We start from the raw sequence: 16,271 nt of genomic DNA, 5'->3' as shown, positions 1-16,271 counted from the left end.
GCCTACTCCGCCGCCGAAAGTTCGGCCTTCACCTCGTTGAGGATGCGCCGGCCTTCACCCTGTTCGATGCGGGCAATGTCGTCCTGGTATTTCAACAGCACGCCGATCGTGTCGGATACAGTCTCCGGATCGAGCGCGACCTTGTCGAGTTCGGTCAGCGCACCGGCCCAGTCGATGGTTTCGGCAACGCCAGGCACCTTGAACAGCTCGATCTGGCGCAGTTTCTGGATGAAGGAGACCACCTCGGCCGAGAGCCGCTGGTTGGCCTGCGGCACCTTGCGGTGCACGATCTCAAGCTCACGCTCGGCATTGGGATAGTCGACCCAGTGATAGAGGCAGCGCCGCTTCAGCGCGTCGTGGATCTCGCGGGTGCGGTTGGTGGTGATGATGACGATCGGCGGCTCTTCCGCCTTGATGGTGCCGAGTTCTGGCACCGTCACCTGGAAGTCGGAGAGGATTTCGAGCAGGAAGGCCTCGAAGGCTTCGTCGGTGCGGTCGAGCTCGTCGATCAGGAAGACCGGGGACGCACCCGCCTTGCCGGTCAGCGCGTCGAGCACCGGGCGGCGGATCAGGTACTTTTCCGAGAACACGTTGCGTTCCATGGCGGAGCGATCGACCTTTCCGGCGGCCTCCTCCATGCGGATCTCGATCATCTGCGCGGCGTAGTTCCACTCGTAGACCGCCGAGGAGACATCGAGCCCCTCATAGCACTGCAGGCGGATCAGCCGGCGGCCAAGCGCCTGCGCCAACACCTTGGCGATCTCGGTCTTGCCGACGCCGGCCTCGCCCTCGAGGAACAATGGCCGGTTCATGCGCAGCGACAGGAAAAGCACGGTCGCCAGCGACCGGTCCGCTACATAGTCCGCGCCAGTCAGGAGATCGAGTGTTTCATCGATCGTCCGCGGCACGGCTCGCGGTTTCAGTTCGTTCATTCTTTCTCCGTGAACGCCGCTGCTCCGCTTTCCAGAACATGGTAGCCGCGGGCGTGGTAGATCAGCGGCCGCAAATTATCGCCCATGCGCAGGCCTGTCACCTTGCCAAAAAGCACACGATGGGTGGCAAGGTCCTTGGTGTCGATCAGCTCACAGTCGAAAACGGCGAGCGCACCCTTCAAGGTCGGCGCGCCGGTGGAAATCACGTCCCATTCGCCGAGCGCGAAACGCTCCTCGACCGGCAGGCCGGTGATGCCTGAAAACCCGACCGACAGCGGCTCCTGGTGCGAAGCCAGTGTGTTCAGAGCAAATCGGCCGTTCTTCACGAACGGCTCATTCTTGGGATTCTCACGGTTGAGGCAGACCAGAATGGTCGGCGGCGTGTCCGACACCGAGCAGGCCGCGATCACCGTCGCGCCGCGTTTGCCGGCTGGCCCGTCGGTGGTAACCACATGGACGTGACCGGCAAAATGGCTCATCGCGTCGCGATAGGCCTGAGGTCCAATGTCATTCTTCTTCAGCACCAGAATTTTCCACAGCCAGAAACCTCACCGCTATATATGGCTAGACATGACATGCCACAAGCGAAGTGCTTGGCCCATATCGCCAAATTCGCGTGTTGCACCAAGGCCGGGCAGCCTTTAGGTCTTGGCGGGAGCTGGTGCCTGCGCGATGTCGCGGGCTTGGAGGAACACTTCGGCAGGATGCGATCCCGGGCAACGATATCCGCCGCGCTGGCCTGGCTGCTGCTGGCCGGCGCCGCCAACGCCCAGACGCTCACGATCGGCGTTGCCGCACCCCTGTCGGGACCGTCGGCCATTCTCGGCAAGCAGGTGGAGGCCGGTGCCGGGCTCGCGGCGGAAGCAAACGGTGTCGAACTCAAGACCGTGGATGACGCCTGTACCGCCGATGGCGGCGCGGCCGCGGCCAGGGACTTCGTGGCGGCCAAAGTCAATATCGTCGTCGGCTTCCTCTGCACAGACGCGATCGAGGCGGCGATGCCGATCCTGAGGGACGCCAACATCGCGGTCATCACCGTTGGCGTGCGGACCGAAAGCCTGACCGACCGCCGTGCCAAGACCGGTTGGCCGGTCTATCGCCTGGGCCCGCGCGGCGACGATGAGCGCAACGCCGTTGCCTCCACCCTCACCCGCCTGTGGCAGAACGAGCTGTTCGCCATCATCGACGACGGTACCATCTATGGCCGCGAGATGGCCGAGACGCTTCGCGCCGCAGCGGAGCAAGCGGCGCTGAAACCTGTGTTCGTCGACACGTTCCGGCCGCAGCTCGACAACCAGATCGGCCTGATCGGCCGGCTGAAGAAGGCCGGCGCCACGCACGTTTTTGCCGGCGGCGATGGCGACGACATCGCCATCATGGGCCGCGATGCCGCACAGCTCCAGGCGGGCATCGTCTTTGCCGGCGGTGAAAACCTGCGCACGCCGCCCGGCGACGTGCCCTATGCGACGGGCACGCTGATGATCGCGCCGCCCGAATGGGCCGATGTCGCCGATCCCAAGGTGCTGGAAAGCTTCGCCGCGCAAAAGATCGTGCCGGACGGCTACACGCTGCCGGCCTATGCGGCGATCGAAATCGCCAAGGCGGCATCGGCATTATCCTCGGGCACGCCGCTGACCGAGGTGCTGACCGGGCATGATTTCACCACGGCGATCGGGCCGATCCGCTTCGACGCCAAGGGCGACCTCAGCCAGAGCCCCTACCGCGTGTTCCGCTTCGACGGCACGCGCTTCGTGCCCCTGGAAGGCAACTGATGTCGGAAGGCAACTGATGTTCCGCACTGGCCCGCGCAACCTGATCACCGACGTCGCCGGCCTGCGCGTCGGCAATGCGACCGACGCCTTGTTGAAGTCCGGGGTGACGACCGTCCTTTGCGACGGGCCGGCGATCGCCGGCGTGCAAATCCTGGGCGGCGCGCCGGGTACCCGCGAGACGGACCTGCTCGAACCGCACAATTCGGTCGAGGCGGTGCATGCCGTGGTGCTCTCGGGCGGTTCGGCTTTCGGCCTCGATGCGGCGTCCGGCGTGCAGGCGGCAGTGCGCGAGCGCGGTATCGGCTTCGAGGTGGGCGGCTTTCGCGTGCCGATCGTGCCGGCGGCGATCCTGTTCGACCTGCGCAATGGCGGCGACAAGGACTGGGGCCGTTATCCGCCCTACCGCGACCTCGGCTATGAGGCAGCGCAAACCGCGGCAATGGATTTCCAGCTCGGTACGGCTGGCGCCGGCACCGGCGCGCTGACCGCAGGGCTGAAGGGCGGCCTGGGTTCCGCCTCGACGCTGCTGGACAATGGCGTCACCATCGGTGCGCTGGCGGCCGTCAACCCGACCGGCTCGGCGACCGTTGGCCGCACACGCCATTTCTGGGCGGCGCCTTTCGAAATCGGCGACGAATTCGGCGGGCTCGGCTATCCCTCGCCAATGCCGGACGATGCGAAGAGGATCTTGCTGAAATACCGCGACAAGCATGCCGGGGGGCAGATGGAGACCGGCGGCAACACGACCATCGCCGTCATTGCCACCGATGCGGTCCTGACCAAGGCTGCTGCAAAGCGCCTGGCGATATCGGCGCATGACGGCTTCGTGCGCGCCATCTGGCCGACGCACACGCCGGCCGATGGCGACCTGGTGTTCGCGCTGGCAACCGGCAAGAGCGGCATCCGGCTCGAAGCCGACGCGGCAATCGACCTCTATGCCGCGGCCGGCGCCACCATGGCGCGCGCCATCAGCCGCGGCGTGTTCGCCGCAACACCCGCCGAAAACGATCTTTTCCCGGCCTGGTCGTCGCGCCCCGGCTGAACCGGTCGATCACACACGATCGGATCTTTCTTCCTCGAAGGTCACCGCGACGTCGGAATTCGCCGACAGCCAAACCTTCTTGCCGTCGACCTCGGCAACCAGCGCCAGAGGGACGTAATGGTGATGGCCCTTGTGAGCGCCCTCGCCGCTGTCGGCCTTGGTCAGCTTGATGCGCTGGCCGTCGACCTTGTCGACGGTGCCGATATGCACGCCATCGGCGCCAACGACTTCCATATGCTCACGAATTTTGCTGGTGTCGGTCATGGTGGTTCTCCATTGGGACTGCCGACAATAACAAACGACCGACCGATTGGATGCATCGGCTTTCAGGCAGCACGACGTTTTGATTCCATCATGCTAGGGACTAGACGATCACGAACACCGGGGGTGAAAGACGATGCGGAACCTTTTGCTGTTTGTCGTTTGCCTGTTAGCACAGGTCACGACACCGATCCTGGCCCGTGCCGGCGATGTCGCCGAGCTCGAAATCCTGGGATTCACCAAGGACGGCGGCGTGTTCGCTTTCGAGGAATATGGCGTCCAGGATGGGTCCGGGTTCCCCTACGCCAACCGCTATTACATCGACACCAATGACGACAGCTTTCTCAAGGGAACGCCGATCCGTGTGCGGCTTGACGACGAGACCGCCACGATCGAGGCGGCGCGCCTTCAGGCCCGGCAGAAAGGCGAGGCCATTATCAGCCAGGCCGAGTTGAGCGCCAACCGCGGCATCACCGCCGGTTTCAATTCGGTGACCGAACTTTCGGCCGATCCGCACCGCATGGTGGTCAACCCACGCCCGATCTTCTCACCGGTCGACCAGCCGCTCGAATTCCGGCTGGACGAGCTGGGCATGAACAACACCGAAGGCTGCGAGAGCCAGGGCGAGATCAACGGCTTTCGGTTGCTGCGGGTCGAGGCGCGAGACGGCGGCACCACCAGGCTGCTGCACGAGGACAAGTCGATTCCCAAAAGCCGCGGCTGCCCGAACGGCTACAGCATCGGTGCGGTCCAGACGTTCTCGATGGACAGCCTCAGCGCCTATGCGGTGGTGATCGCGGTGCGCCAATACGGTTTCGAGGGGCCGGACTATCGCTGGATTGCCGTGACGGGCCGCCTGTGACACCGCACGCCGCCAGCCCCGGCCCGAACTATTTCCGCCGCGCCTTGCCGGGGTGGCGGACGGCGTTTCTCGGCGCCTTGGTGTGGGCCGTGGTGATGGGCGGCAGCGCGCTTCTCAATCTGCTGCTGGACGATTGGGAGACGCCGGAGAAGATACGCACCGTGTCGCTGCTCTTTGCGATGGGTGGAACCCTCGCCTTTCCGTTTGGCCTGTTTGCGGCGCAGCTGCTGTCTCTCGGAAGGCGCCGGGAAGTTGCCTTCGCGGCAGCGTTCGTTTGCCTCGCCGCCGCGACGATCGGCTTGACCGGCGGGCTCTACGCCCTGCAATACCGCTCCTACTATGTCGAGTGGCATGCGCCCGCCCTCACCCACACCTGGGCTCTCCAGCTCATCTTCACGACCTTGATCGCGTTCTACCAGTTCGTGGTGCTGGGCATCCGGCTTTACTTTCCGCTCGGTTTCATCGCCTTGTTCGCCGCGAGCGTCTGGTTTGCGCGGCAGCGGCGTTGAGCATTTTGTCCGCCTCTGTTAGGACGCGGGCAAACCTCTCTATATGTCAGGACTGACCGATGATCCCACGCTATTCCCGGCCGGAAATGGTCGCCATCTGGTCGCCCGAAACCCGGTTCCGCATCTGGTTCGAAATCGAGGCCCATGCCTGCGATGCGCTGGCCGAACTCGGCGTCATTCCGAAAGAGGCCGCGAAAACCATCTGGGAAAGAGGCGGTGCCGCGAAATTCGACGTCGAGAAGATCGACGAGATCGAGCGCGTCACCAAGCATGACGTCATCGCGTTCCTGACCCATCTCGCCGAATTCGTCGGGCCGGACGCCCGCTTCATCCACCAGGGCATGACGTCTTCGGATGTCCTCGACACCTGTTTTGCCGTGCAGTTGACCCGCGCCAGCGACATTCTGCTCGCCGACATCGACGGGCTGCTCGCGGCGCTCAAGCGCCGTGCCTTCGAGCATAAGGACACCGTCACCATCGGCCGCAGCCACGGCATCCATGCCGAGCCGACGACCTTCGGCATCAAGCTGGCGCAGGCCTATGCCGAATTCTCGCGCTGCCGTGAGCGGCTGGTGCATGCGCGGGAGGATATCGCCACCTGCGCCATTTCGGGTGCGGTCGGCACCTTCGCCAACATCGAACCCTATGTCGAGGAGCATGTGGCGGCAAAACTCGGGCTGAAGCCGGAGCCGGTGTCGACGCAGGTGATCCCGCGTGACCGCCACGCCATGTTCTTTGCCACGCTCGGCGTCATCGCCTCGTCGATCGAGCGGCTGGCGATCGAGGTCCGGCATCTGCAGCGCACCGAAGTGCTGGAAGCGGAAGAGTTTTTCTCGCCCGGCCAGAAAGGCTCGTCGGCCATGCCGCACAAGCGCAACCCGGTGCTGACGGAAAACCTCACCGGCCTCGCCCGCATGGTGCGCTCCATGGCATTGCCGGCAATGGAGAATGTGGCGCTCTGGCACGAGCGCGACATTTCGCATTCCTCGGTCGAGCGGATGATCGGTCCGGATGCCACGGTGACGCTCGATTTCGCGCTGTCGCGGCTGACCAGCGTCGTCGACAAGCTGGTCGTCTATCCGGAGAACATGCTGAAGAACATGAACAAGTTCCGCGGTCTTGTGCATTCCCAGCGCGTCATGCTGGCGTTGACACAGGCCGGCCTGTCACGCGAGGATTCCTACCGGCTGGTGCAGCGCAACGCCATGAAAGTGTGGGAACAAGGCGCTGATTTTCTTGAGGAACTTTTGTCCGACAAGGAAGTGACCGCAGCGCTGCCCGAGGCGCAGATCCGCGAGAAATTCGACCTGGGCTACCACACCAAGCATGTCGACACGATTTTCAGGCGGGTGTTCGGCGAGGCTTGAGGCGAGCTTTCCTTCTCCCCGTTTACGGGGAGAAGGTGCCCGAAGGGCGGATGAGGCGCGGCGGGGACTTCGGCGGCTAAAGCTACCCATCGCTTTGTTCAGAAACGATAACCTCCCAACCTCGGCGGCGCCCCTCATTGCCCTGCCGGGCATTTCTCCCGTATAGTGACGGGGAGAAAGAAGCTGTTCCGACGTCAAATCAAGCCTTGCCAGGCACGGTCCTGATCACCGTGCCCCAGGGGTCCTCGCGGGTCGTTTCACCAGACACATTGTCCGAACGCATCTCGACCCAGGCGAGACCCGATCGTGACCGGTCGCGGCGGCCCGCACCGGAGCTCTGCCAGGCATTGGCGCCGATGTGGTGGTGATAGCCGCCGGACGCCAGAAACACTGCCTGGCCACCATATCTGGCCATCGTGTCGAAGCCGAGTTCCTGGTTCCACCAGGCTTCAGCTTCTTCCGGCCTGCCGACGCGCAGGTGAACGTGGCCGACAATGCTGTTTTCCGGCGCACCTTGCCAGCCGGCATCGCCGGCCGTCACTTCGGCGACGACGGAAGGAATGTTCAGCCGTTCGGTCGCCATGGCGATCTTGTCGCCGTTCCATTTCCAGTCCTGCGGACGGCGGTCGGCATAGATCTCGATGCCGTTGCCTTCGGGATCGGTCAGGTACAGCGCTTCGCTGACCAGATGGTCGGAAGCACCTTCGATGGCGATCTTGTCCGATATGGCATGGTTGATCCAGCGGCCGAGATCGGCGCGGCTGGGCAGCAGGAAAGCCGTATGGAACAGGCCGGCGCTGCGCGGATCGTCCGGCTTGGCGGAAGCATCAGCTTCGATGACCAGCAACGGACGGCTGCCGGCGCCGAGCGTGATCGCGCCATCGGCACGGCTCAACTCCTGCAGGCCGACGACCCTGCGGTAATAGGCTGCGAGGCCTTCGGCATCGCGCGCCTTCAGCCCGACGCGGGCTACGCTCACCGGCGTGGTGGCAGCAAATGGCAGTTCGCTCATCATTGTCTCCGTTGCGGCTACGCTCCGCGGAACTCCAAAAGCCAAGAGCCCTGCGCCGCCGATCATCCTACGTCGTGTCAGCGCCAAAATCCCGGTGCTTCACGGCTGTTTCTTGCCCAACGACAAATCGTCGATCGCGATCGTTCACACAAGACAGCGAAAAGCGAACATCGTGTTCACCATTACGAGGGCGCCCATCAGCGGTTGCATGAGACAAGCGCTCTCGCTATCTCAGCGCCATGAGAGTCAAAGACGCAGATATTCTGATCGTTCCGGGCTACACCAATTCCGGACCCGAGCATTGGCAGACCCGTTGGCAATCGAAATTGTCGACGGCGCGGCGGGTCGAGCAGGCGGAATGGTCGAAGCCGGTGCGCGAGGATTGGACGGCGAGCGTAGCCAAAGCGGTCAACGAAGCCGAGAGGCCGGTTGTCATCGTCGCCCACTCGCTGGGGGTCGCCGCGGCGGTGCAAGCCATTCCGCGGTTCCAGAAGCCGGTCGCCGGGGCCTTTTTCGTGGCGCCGCCCGATGTCGCCAATCCAAAGATCAAGCCAAGGCACCTGATGACCTTCGGCCCCTACCCGCGCGAACCGCTGCCTTTTCCTTCGATCGTGATCGCCAGCCGTAACGACCCGTTCTGCGCCTTCGATGTCGCCGAGGACATTGCCGGCGCCTGGGGCTCGCTGTTCATCGACGCCGGCGAGACCGGGCATCTCAGCGAGGATTCGGGCTTCGGCCCTTGGCCCGAAGGTTCCATGACCTTCGCCAAGTTCCTGACGGACCTGTAATATATACTGTCAAAACCTGAGCACGAAGCTGCTCGGCAGGCCATCGCGCAAGTATGCTTCACTCGAATTGTTGAGAGGAGTCGCCGCACTCGTTGTTCTGAATGGGCATTGTTTGCGTGCTTTCGCGCCATTTGCGGAGGGCGTGGTGCTGGCCAGCGGTTCGGCCGCATTCGCCGCCGCTGCCGCCAAAGCAGGTTCGATTCTCGTGGCCTTGCCGCTGATGGCCTTCGACAATCGCTGGGTTCAAGCGCTCGGCGCCCTGTTCGACAAGGTCAGACGCAGCAGACCCTCCGCAGCGGCGCCAGCGGCAGCCAAGGCCTGACCACGCGACGCTTGCGGCAGCCGGGTCGGGTTCAGGATCCGATCGAATCCTTGATGCTCTTGAGCAGGGTCTTTGCGCCCAGCGAAATCAGCGCATGCTCCGAGCCCGTGGCGAGCAGGCGATAACCCATTGACACGACACGACCGGCTATTGCCGGTTCGACGACATAGACAGCCGCATGCTTGCCGGCCTTGCGGGTGCGCTCGGCAACCGACGCCACCGTCTCCATCATGCTCTCCAGCGTGGAATTGACCGTAGCGCCGTTGGTCCAGGCGATCGAGAAATCCGAAGGACCGAGGAAAATGCCATCGATGCCCGGCGTGTCGAGAATGCCGTCGAGCGCGTCGAGCGCGGCGCGCGTCTCCACCATGGCGAAGGCCATGGTGCGTTGATTGGTGTCGCGCAGCCATTCGGCTTGGTCGCCCTTGCCATGGCGTGGAAAGGCGTAGGTCGGACCCCACGAACGCTCGCCGAGCGGCGGATATTTCATCGCCGCGGCGAACAGCCTTGCGTCGGCCACCGAGTTCACCATCGGGGCGATGACCGCCTCGGCGCCGAAATCGAGCGCCCGGCTCGCCATGTCGAAACGGCCGACCGGTATGCGCACCAGCGCGGGTTTGTTCGCGGCAAGCACCGGCATCAGACCGCGCAGGACGCTGTCCTCGTGATGGCCGCCATGCTGCATGTCCAGCGTCACGGCATCGAAGCCCTGCTTGGCGAGGATCTCGACGGTCAGTGCGTCGGGCACGCCCGACCATGCGGTGACCAGCGTTTCATCGGCGGCGAGACGGGACTTCAGAGACATGGACACTTTCCTTGTTAACGATCTCAGTTTCAGCCGGAAACCATGGCAAAGGCAAAGAAAAACCGCCCGGCTGGACCGGGCGGTCGATTGGTCCAGTTATTCTTTTTGTCGCAGGCTCCGTCGCAAAACCGTGGGACACTTTTGCGAAAACCAGATTCGGCCGGATCAGGTGTTCTTGATCTGCTCGATAGCTTGCGCCATCAGCTCGTCCATGGTGCGGCGGATCTGATGGTCGGACTGGTCGACGCCAGCGGCATCGAAATCCTTGCGGATCTTGCGGAACACGTCGTGGTCGCCGGCTTCCTCGATATCGGAAACCACCACTTCCTTGGCGTAGACATCGGCGTCAGCGCCCGATTTTCCGAGCTTTTCGGCGGCCCAAAGGCCGAGCGCCTTGTTGCGGCGGGCCGAGGCCTTGAACCGAAGCTCCTCGTCGAATGCGAATTTGCGTTCGAAGCCCTCTTCGCGGTCTTTCATGCTGCTCATGGCGTCCCTCCGGGTCAAATGCGATTCGTTTGCAAAAGGATATGTGTGTTGCCAAAGCACAAACCAAAAGGTCGCGGGCCGGTCAATACGCTTCGTCGCATGCTGCGCTGCGGCATTTCGGTCCCGAAAGCGGTTGATTGGAAGGATTTGCGGATTGAGCAAATGATGTGATTGGGATAGACCCGGCATTGAACCCAACCGTCGCCATACTAATTTAGGCAGACGGACAGGAACTGGTCGCTTGCCGCCTGCCCGCAAATCCAGAGAAAAATTCAGATGAAAAATCGCCGCCGCATTTATGAAGGCAAGGCCAAAATCCTCTATGAGGGACCCGAGCCGGGCACGCTGATCCAGTTCTTCAAGGACGATGCAACCGCGTTCAACAAGAAGAAGCACGAGGTCATCGACGGCAAGGGCGTGCTCAACAACCGCATTTCCGAATATATCTTCAATCACCTGAACCGCATGGGCATTCCGACCCACTTCATCCGCCGGCTCAACATGCGCGAGCAGCTGATCAAGGAAGTCGAGATTATTCCGCTCGAAGTGGTCGTGCGCAATGTCGCCGCCGGCTCGCTGTCCAAGCGCCTCGGCATCGAGGAAGGCACCGTTCTGCCGCGCTCGATCATCGAATTCTATTACAAGGCCGATGCGCTCGACGACCCGATGGTGTCGGAAGAGCACATCACGGCGTTCGGCTGGGCAAGCCCGCAGGAGATCGACGACGTGATGGCGCTGGCCATCCGTGTCAACGACTTCCTCTCCGGCCTGTTCATGGGGGTCGGCATCCAGCTCGTCGACTTCAAGATCGAATGCGGCCGCCTGTTCGAGGGCGACATGATGCGCATCGTCGTCGCCGATGAGATTTCGCCGGACTCCTGCCGCCTGTGGGACGTGGCGACGCAGGACAAGCTCGACAAGGACCGTTTCCGCCGCGACATGGGCGGCCTGGTCGAAGCCTACCAGGAAGTCGCCCGCCGCCTCGGCATCATGAACGAGAACGAGCCGCCGCGCCCGACCGGCCCGGTGCTTGTCGCCTCGACCGACGGCCTCAAAGGCAAGCCGCACTAACCAAGAGTTCGAACAGGGAGCATGTCCAGCGTGATCAAGGCCCGCATTACCGTTACCCTCAAGAATGGCGTGCTCGACCCGCAAGGCAAGGCGATCGAACACGCGCTGTCCGGACTGGGCTTTGATGGCGTCGGCGCGGTGCGGCAAGGCAAGGTGTTCGACGTCGAGCTGGCGGAAAGCGACAAGGCCAAGGCCGAGGCAGACCTGAAAGCCATGTGCGACAAGCTGCTGGCGAACACGGTGATTGAGAATTATAGTGTGACGCTTACCTGAGGTTGTGCCGGAGGCACGGGTGCCTGAAGTCACGAATGAACTGATGTACGAGCTTCTGAAGAAAATCCATTCACGAATGGATCGACTTGAGAATGGCCTAGGCGAAGTCAAGCACGAGATTGTCGCGATAAGGCTGCAGGCGTTGAGCACGCAAACGGACATTAACAATATCTACGCGATAACAGGTCGCATCGATCAACGTCTCGAACGGATTGAGCAGCGCCTCGAGTTGCGCGAACTCGCCGAAGCACAAAGGCCTTACGAACCGAAATGAAATCAGCCGTCGTCCTCCTTCCCGGCCTCAACCGCGACCGCGACATGATCGCGGCGCTGAGCAAGATTTCGGGAAAACCGCCGGTTACGGTCTGGCAGACCGACACTGAAATCCCCGATGTCGACCTGATCGCCATCCCCGGCGGCTTCTCGTTCGGTGACTATCTGCGTTGCGGCGCGATCGCGGCGCGCATGCCAGTCATGCGGGCGGTCGCCGAAAAGGCGGCCAAGGGCGTGATGGTCATCGGCGTCTGCAACGGTTTCCAGATCCTAGTCGAGGCCGGCCTGCTGCCCGGCGCCTTGATGCGCAACACCTCGCTGAAATTCGTCTGCCGGCAGGTGAAACTCGAAATCACCAATGCCAACACCATGTTCACCAGCCGCTACAAACCGGGCCAGATCATCCGCTCGCCGGTGGCGCATCATGACGGCAATTATTTTGCCGATGCCGGCACACTTGCGCGCCTGGAAGGCGAAGGACAAGTCGTGTTCCGCTATGCCGAGGGCACCAACCCCAATGGTTCGATCAACGACATCGCCGGCATCGTCAATGACCGCGGCAATGTGCTCGGCCTGATGCCGCATCCCGAAAACCTGATCGAAGCCGCGCATGGCGGCAGCGACGGCCGCGCGCTGTTCGAGAGCGCGCTCGGCATCGCCGCTTGACGATTTCAGCCGAGAATGTGCTAAAGTTTACAAGGACATCAAGTCCATTGCTCTGGGGAGAGAGACGGTCATGAAACTCTATTCGCGGCCGTTGTCGCCCTACTCGTCGATCGTGCGGGCGCTCGCCTACGTCAAGGACGTGCCGATCAAGATCATCGCGCCGCCGCCGGGTTTTCCGATCCCTGAAGGATTTCGCGCCATCTCGCCGATGAACCGGATACCGGTGCTGATCACCGGCTCGGGTGAAACGATCGTCGAATCGGTCGTCATCGCCGAATATCTCGAGGAGCGCTTTCCGGAGCCGGCGCTGCTGCCACCCGATTCCAAGGACCGCGCACTGGTGCGCATGTTCGCGCGCATCACCGATCTCGACGTGCTGACGCCGATGATGAAGCTCTTCAAACTGCATTCCGTGCCGAAGCGCGACAATGCCGAGATCGACGCCCAATTCGCCCGCCTGCACCATGGGCTGGCGGCGATCGAGGCGCGCATGGCGCAAGGCCCCTTCGCGCTCGGCAACGACATCAGCTTCGCCGATGCCTGGCTGACCCCAACGCGGTTCATCTTCAACAATTTCCGCGCCATGACAGGCCGCAACAACCTGCTCGACGCCTATCCCAAATTCGATGCTTATGAGCAGATCGCGCTGCAGCATCCGGCGTTGTCGCGGGTATGGGGCGAGATGACCGATGGCCTGGAGCTCTTTTTGTCCGAACTCGAGATGGGTGCCGCTTGATCAAAAACAGGACGATCGCCCTGGTTGCGGCGGCAGGCTTTGCCTTGGCATCGTGCCAATCGAACCCCAAGAGCACGCCTGTTCCTTCCGGCAAGAGTGCCGCGCTGCTGGCCATGGAGCAAGTGGCGATAGCAGCTCACAAATGCTGGATCGCCAGCAAGGATCCGGCCTTCCAGCAATATCAGATGGCCAATGAACTGAATTCGTTCAGCGGCACGCCGCGTTTCCTTTTGGTGCCGGCCAAGCATTATGGCGGCAAGCCCCTGCTGGTCGTGCAGGCGCAAGGCAATTCGAGCCGCGTCGACGTCTTCGGACCGCTGATGAACGATCCGCTCGGCGCGCGCATAGGCTCGGACATCGCCCGCTGGCAGACAGGCAATCCAGCCTGTGCGGCGACCGCCTGACCGTGGGCCGCTTTCTGCAGGTCGCCGGTCTGATCATCGGTCTGGCCGGACTTGTCCTGCAGTTCTGCATCACCGTTCCGGCGTCGATGGAAGCCGGCCGTGGCCTGCTCGGCTCGGTCGTCTTCTATCTAAGCTTCTTCACCATCCTGACCAACATCGGCGCGGTGCTGGTGCACGCCTCGCTGCTGTCGCCCACCGGCTACGCATGGCTGCCTGCCTTCGCCGGGCCACGGATGCGTGCGGGTGTCGCGGTTTCGATCGCCCTGGTCTTGATCATCTATGCCACGGTGCTGGCACGCCTCTGGCAGCCGCAGGGCCTGTTCCTGCTCTGCGATATCCTGCTGCACTATGTGACACCGGTGCTGTTCGTGCTGTGGTGGCTGATGTCGGGCGCCGACGGCAGGACGCGTTGGAGCGACATCTCCTGGTGGGTGCTCTATCCCATCGTCTATCTGATTTATGCGCTGGCGCGGGCGCCGCTCGCCGGCGAGGTGCCCTATCCGTTCCTCGATGTCGCCAACAACGGCTCGGGCAGCGTCGCCATGGCGTCGTTGGCCATCACCGGGCTGTTCCTGGCGATATGCGTCGTCGCCATCCTGGTAGACCAGGGCATTGCCCGCCTGCGGACCAAAACCGCCCGCTAGACAGGTCTGTTCCCAGATCGGCCTGATGCCCTCGCGATGGGCGTCGCAGCGGGAGATGCCGATGTCCTTGAGCTGATCGTCGGTCATTTCCAGCAATGCCAGTCGGCTGCGCCGGCGATCCAGCAGATAGTCGATCCACCTCGCCAGCGACCTGGCCAGCCGCGCCAGACGGCCGACAAAACCGCGCTGGCCTGACGGGCGCATGATCTGGCCCTCAGCTCTCGAATGACGTATTGTCGCGATTGTATCCATTTTCTTTCTGCCAATAGTCTAAATTGCACCTTTTTTGGCACATGATCCATATGTATTGACTCACAATTCGGTGCAATATAGAAAATTGTCACCATGACAAATTGGCTTCCAGACCTGACCGCCGGCTCCGGCCCGCTATACCAACGGCTTGCGGATTCCATCGAAACGGACATCGACCGGGGCGTGATCGATGCTGGCGCAAAACTGCCGCCACAGCGCGACCTCGCCTATGATATCGGCACAACGGTCGGCACGGTCGGCCGGGCCTATCAATTGCTGCGCGAACGGGGGCTGGTGAGCGGCGAAGTCGGGCGCGGAACCTATGTGGTCGGCCAGCGCGCCGATGGCGAAAAACCGGACTTCCTGGCTCCGGACGTCGGTGGTGAAGGCACACGCACTATCGACGCGCCGCGCGGCGAACTGCGTTTCGACAGCATGGCGGCGCCCGACATCGGCCAGGGCGCTGATGTCGCCGATGTCCTGTCGCGCGTGGCGCAGGACCATCCCCATGAGATATCAAGCTACACGCGCGATTTTCCCGACCGCTGGTACGAGGCCGGCGCCCGCTGGCTGTCACGCAATTCTTTCCACCCAAATGCCGACGCCGTTGTCCCGACGCTCGGCACGCTTGCCGCGGTGATGTCAGCGATCGCCGCGCTGACCACCCCTGGCGATTATGTCGCCTTCGAGCACCTCACCTATTCACAGGTTTCCCGCAGCGCCAGCCTGATCGGCCGACGGACGGCGTTGGTGGCCTCGGACGATAAAGGCCTCGACCCCGATGATTTCGAGCGCGTCTGCGCGCAAAAACATCCCAAGATGATCTTCCTGATGCCGACGGTGCAGAACCCGACGCTGGCGACCTTGTCGGCGGCGCGCCGTGAGGCGATCGCGCGGGTTGCGCGCGAATACAATGTCATCCTGATCGAGGACGATCTTTATGGTCATCTGACCGACGACCCGACACCGTTGCTCGCTGAGTACGCTCCGGAAAGAACCATCGTCGCCGGCGGCCTGTCGAAGTCGGTCGCGGCCGGCGTTCGCGGCGGCTGGCTCTCCTGTCCGCCCGCCTATCGCCACCGCATCCGTGTTGCCCACAAGATGATGACAGGCGGCATGCCCTTCCTGCTGGCGGAGGTGAATGCGCGGCTGGTGCTTTCCGGTCAGGCCAGCGATATCCGCAAGCGCAGCATCGCTGAAATTAGCGCCCGCATCGCGATCGTGCGCAAGACTTTGGCCGGCATCGCGTTCAAGTCGCACGAGAAGGTGCCCTTTGTCTGGCTTACCCTGCCCGACCCGTGGCTTTCCGGCACCTTCAAGAATGCCTGCCTCGAGCACGGGGTGCTGATCAATGATGAGGACCAGTTCAAGGCCGGTCGCTCCGAGCAGGTTTTCCACGGCGTCCGCTTCGGCGTTTCACAGCCGAGACAGCACGGGGACGTCGCCGACGGCGTTGCGGTTATCCGGCGCCTCCTCGACGAGGGCCGCGCCGGCTACGACAGCTTCTCCTGAGCCATTCGCGATTCCACTGGCAGCTTACGAAACTGGGCCTCTCGGGAGCCTGATCTCGGATCAGCCCTCGGCCTTGAAGTTCTTGGCTTCCTTCTTGGCCTTCTCCTTGCCGTGCTTCTCGGCCAGTTCCTTGGCTTGCCGGGGCGAAACGTCGGTGGTCTCCGCGATATGGAGGGCCTCCTTGTCCGAGAGGCGATTGTCGTTCTTGGCTTGCTTGTCAGCCATGGTGCGGGTCTCCTCGGTGGTTGAGACCCTAACGACGGGGACACCCTTGGCGTTCCC

22 protein-coding genes and 1 pseudogene are annotated in these 16,271 nt (G+C 62.8%); 15 read left to right on the top strand and 8 right to left on the bottom strand.

The window, feature by feature from the left end; genetic code table 11:
• Nucleotides 1-2 precede the first annotated feature (2 nt).
• The gene (locus tag LB577_RS11070) at nucleotides 3-932 is read right to left on the bottom strand and encodes an AAA family ATPase (RefSeq protein ID WP_224686731.1); all 930 of its coding nucleotides are present in this window, start codon (nucleotides 930-932) and stop codon (nucleotides 3-5) included.
• On the bottom strand, nucleotides 929-1,456 hold the full coding sequence (locus LB577_RS11065) for a flavin reductase (protein WP_013532115.1): 528 nt from the start codon (nucleotides 1,454-1,456) through the stop codon (nucleotides 929-931). Before LB577_RS11065 ends, LB577_RS11070 begins: the two co-directional genes overlap by 4 nt.
• 180 nt (nucleotides 1,457-1,636) lie before the next feature.
• Between LB577_RS11065 and LB577_RS11060 the strand changes: the two genes are divergently transcribed.
• Nucleotides 1,637-2,704 carry a branched-chain amino acid ABC transporter substrate-binding protein gene (locus LB577_RS11060; protein WP_224686730.1) on the top strand — a complete coding sequence of 356 codons (1,068 nt, stop codon included), beginning with the start codon at nucleotides 1,637-1,639 and terminating at the stop codon, nucleotides 2,702-2,704.
• A gap of 16 nt (nucleotides 2,705-2,720) precedes the next feature.
• The gene (locus LB577_RS11055; RefSeq protein WP_224686729.1) at nucleotides 2,721-3,746 is read left to right on the top strand and encodes a P1 family peptidase; all 1,026 of its coding nucleotides are present in this window, start codon (nucleotides 2,721-2,723) and stop codon (nucleotides 3,744-3,746) included.
• Nucleotides 3,747-3,755: 9 nt separating this feature from the next.
• Here the strand turns inward: LB577_RS11055 and LB577_RS11050 are convergent, their stop codons facing one another.
• Nucleotides 3,756-4,010, bottom strand: a complete 255-nt coding sequence (locus LB577_RS11050) for a DUF2171 domain-containing protein (RefSeq protein WP_013895855.1) — start codon at nucleotides 4,008-4,010, stop codon at nucleotides 3,756-3,758.
• A gap of 133 nt (nucleotides 4,011-4,143) precedes the next feature.
• On the opposite strand from LB577_RS11050, the gene LB577_RS11045 reads away from it, so the two are divergent.
• Genes LB577_RS11045 through purB form a run of 3 tightly spaced genes read left to right on the top strand, consistent with a single transcriptional unit; the run spans nucleotide 4,144 to nucleotide 6,745 of the window.
• Nucleotides 4,144-4,869 carry a DUF2259 domain-containing protein gene (locus LB577_RS11045; RefSeq protein ID WP_224686728.1) on the top strand — a complete coding sequence of 242 codons (726 nt, stop codon included), beginning with the start codon at nucleotides 4,144-4,146 and terminating at the stop codon, nucleotides 4,867-4,869.
• Nucleotides 4,866-5,378 carry a hypothetical protein gene (locus LB577_RS11040; RefSeq protein WP_224686727.1) on the top strand — a complete coding sequence of 171 codons (513 nt, stop codon included), beginning with the start codon at nucleotides 4,866-4,868 and terminating at the stop codon, nucleotides 5,376-5,378. Before LB577_RS11045 ends, LB577_RS11040 begins: the two co-directional genes overlap by 4 nt.
• Before the next feature lie 59 nt (nucleotides 5,379-5,437).
• Nucleotides 5,438-6,745, top strand: coding sequence for an adenylosuccinate lyase (gene purB, locus LB577_RS11035; protein WP_224686726.1), 1,308 nt, complete (start codon nucleotides 5,438-5,440; stop codon nucleotides 6,743-6,745).
• 199 nt (nucleotides 6,746-6,944) lie between these two features.
• Here the strand turns inward: purB and LB577_RS11030 are convergent, their stop codons facing one another.
• On the bottom strand, nucleotides 6,945-7,757 hold the full coding sequence (locus tag LB577_RS11030; protein WP_224686725.1) for a VOC family protein: 813 nt from the start codon (nucleotides 7,755-7,757) through the stop codon (nucleotides 6,945-6,947).
• Between the two features lie 239 nt (nucleotides 7,758-7,996).
• Between LB577_RS11030 and LB577_RS11025 the strand changes: the two genes are divergently transcribed.
• Nucleotides 7,997-8,545: an RBBP9/YdeN family alpha/beta hydrolase gene (locus LB577_RS11025; RefSeq protein WP_224686724.1), complete on the top strand. Its 549-nt coding sequence runs from the start codon at nucleotides 7,997-7,999 to the stop codon at nucleotides 8,543-8,545.
• A 145-nt stretch (nucleotides 8,546-8,690) separates the two neighbouring features.
• Entirely contained in the window at nucleotides 8,691-8,867 is a 177-nt protein-coding gene (locus LB577_RS11020) for a hypothetical protein (protein WP_224686723.1), read from the top strand.
• Nucleotides 8,868-8,898: 31 nt separating this feature from the next.
• Here LB577_RS11020 and LB577_RS11015 read toward each other — a convergent pair whose 3' ends face one another.
• The gene (locus LB577_RS11015; protein ID WP_224686722.1) at nucleotides 8,899-9,672 is read right to left on the bottom strand and encodes an HpcH/HpaI aldolase family protein; all 774 of its coding nucleotides are present in this window, start codon (nucleotides 9,670-9,672) and stop codon (nucleotides 8,899-8,901) included.
• A gap of 165 nt (nucleotides 9,673-9,837) precedes the next feature.
• Entirely contained in the window at nucleotides 9,838-10,158 is a 321-nt protein-coding gene (locus tag LB577_RS11010; protein ID WP_013895863.1) for a DUF1476 domain-containing protein, read from the bottom strand.
• A gap of 276 nt (nucleotides 10,159-10,434) precedes the next feature.
• On the opposite strand from LB577_RS11010, the gene purC reads away from it, so the two are divergent.
• The 7 genes from purC to LB577_RS10975 all read left to right on the top strand — a co-directional run bounded on the left by purC (nucleotide 10,435) and on the right by LB577_RS10975 (nucleotide 14,225).
• Nucleotides 10,435-11,229 (top strand): phosphoribosylaminoimidazolesuccinocarboxamide synthase, encoded by a 795-nt coding sequence (purC, locus tag LB577_RS11005; protein WP_013532127.1) that lies wholly within the window; start codon nucleotides 10,435-10,437, stop codon nucleotides 11,227-11,229.
• Nucleotides 11,230-11,259: 30 nt separating this feature from the next.
• A complete protein-coding gene (purS, locus tag LB577_RS11000) occupies nucleotides 11,260-11,502 on the top strand; it encodes a phosphoribosylformylglycinamidine synthase subunit PurS (RefSeq protein ID WP_013895864.1) in 243 nt (80 codons plus the stop codon).
• Nucleotides 11,503-11,521: 19 nt separating this feature from the next.
• On the top strand, nucleotides 11,522-11,776 hold the full coding sequence (locus LB577_RS10995) for a hypothetical protein (protein ID WP_224686721.1): 255 nt from the start codon (nucleotides 11,522-11,524) through the stop codon (nucleotides 11,774-11,776).
• Entirely contained in the window at nucleotides 11,773-12,441 is a 669-nt protein-coding gene (purQ, locus tag LB577_RS10990; RefSeq protein WP_224686720.1) for a phosphoribosylformylglycinamidine synthase subunit PurQ, read from the top strand. Before LB577_RS10995 ends, purQ begins: the two co-directional genes overlap by 4 nt.
• Before the next feature lie 70 nt (nucleotides 12,442-12,511).
• A complete protein-coding gene (locus tag LB577_RS10985) occupies nucleotides 12,512-13,177 on the top strand; it encodes a glutathione S-transferase family protein (RefSeq protein WP_023764178.1) in 666 nt (221 codons plus the stop codon).
• Entirely contained in the window at nucleotides 13,174-13,581 is a 408-nt protein-coding gene (locus tag LB577_RS10980) for a hypothetical protein (protein WP_224686719.1), read from the top strand. Before LB577_RS10985 ends, LB577_RS10980 begins: the two co-directional genes overlap by 4 nt.
• A gap of 2 nt (nucleotides 13,582-13,583) precedes the next feature.
• The gene (locus LB577_RS10975) at nucleotides 13,584-14,225 is read left to right on the top strand and encodes a Pr6Pr family membrane protein (RefSeq protein ID WP_224686718.1); all 642 of its coding nucleotides are present in this window, start codon (nucleotides 13,584-13,586) and stop codon (nucleotides 14,223-14,225) included.
• Nucleotides 14,226-14,234: 9 nt separating this feature from the next.
• Here the strand turns inward: LB577_RS10975 and LB577_RS10970 are convergent.
• Nucleotides 14,235-14,477, bottom strand: a pseudogene (locus LB577_RS10970) (DUF1127 domain-containing protein); the annotation flags it as partial.
• Between the two features lie 93 nt (nucleotides 14,478-14,570).
• Between LB577_RS10970 and LB577_RS10965 the strand changes: the two are divergent.
• Entirely contained in the window at nucleotides 14,571-15,989 is a 1,419-nt protein-coding gene (locus LB577_RS10965; RefSeq protein WP_224686717.1) for a PLP-dependent aminotransferase family protein, read from the top strand.
• Between the two features lie 60 nt (nucleotides 15,990-16,049).
• On the opposite strand, the gene LB577_RS10960 is transcribed toward LB577_RS10965, so the two are convergent.
• The gene (locus LB577_RS10960) at nucleotides 16,050-16,214 is read right to left on the bottom strand and encodes a hypothetical protein (RefSeq protein WP_023764173.1); all 165 of its coding nucleotides are present in this window, start codon (nucleotides 16,212-16,214) and stop codon (nucleotides 16,050-16,052) included.
• Nucleotides 16,215-16,271: the final 57 nt, after the last annotated feature.

The organism is Mesorhizobium sp. B283B1A, from assembly GCF_020165735.1.
GTDB lineage: Bacteria > Pseudomonadota > Alphaproteobacteria > Rhizobiales > Rhizobiaceae > Mesorhizobium > Mesorhizobium opportunistum.
The sequence above is the reverse complement of the archived record's forward strand: the minus strand, read 5'-3'. Positions and strand labels throughout refer to the sequence as shown.